Annotated in this window: 1 protein-coding gene; it reads left to right on the forward strand. The window is 71.0% G+C overall.

The window, feature by feature from the left end; translation table 11 throughout:
• Nucleotides 1-231, forward strand: a 231-nt coding sequence (locus JHD63_RS25330; protein ID WP_198973222.1) for a transposase, incomplete at both ends; no start/stop codon positions are given.

The raw sequence follows: 231 nt of genomic DNA on the forward strand, positions 1-231 counted from the left end.
GCCAGCGTGCCCAGCCCCCGGGGGGCCCACACACGGGGCCCAACCCCACGGACCGGGGCAAACTCGGCAGCAAGCGCCACCTGATCACGGACTGCCAGGGCATGCCGCTGATGTTCTGCGTGACCGGGGCCAATCGCCATGATTCGGTAGTCTTCGAGGACTTGGTCGATGCCCTGCCTGCCGTGGGCGGCAAGCCCGGCAGGCCACGCCGCCGGCCCGGCAAGCTGCATG

It is taken from the genome of Xylophilus sp. ASV27, from assembly GCF_016428875.1.
In the GTDB taxonomy this organism is placed as follows: Bacteria; Pseudomonadota; Gammaproteobacteria; order Burkholderiales; family Burkholderiaceae_C; genus Xylophilus.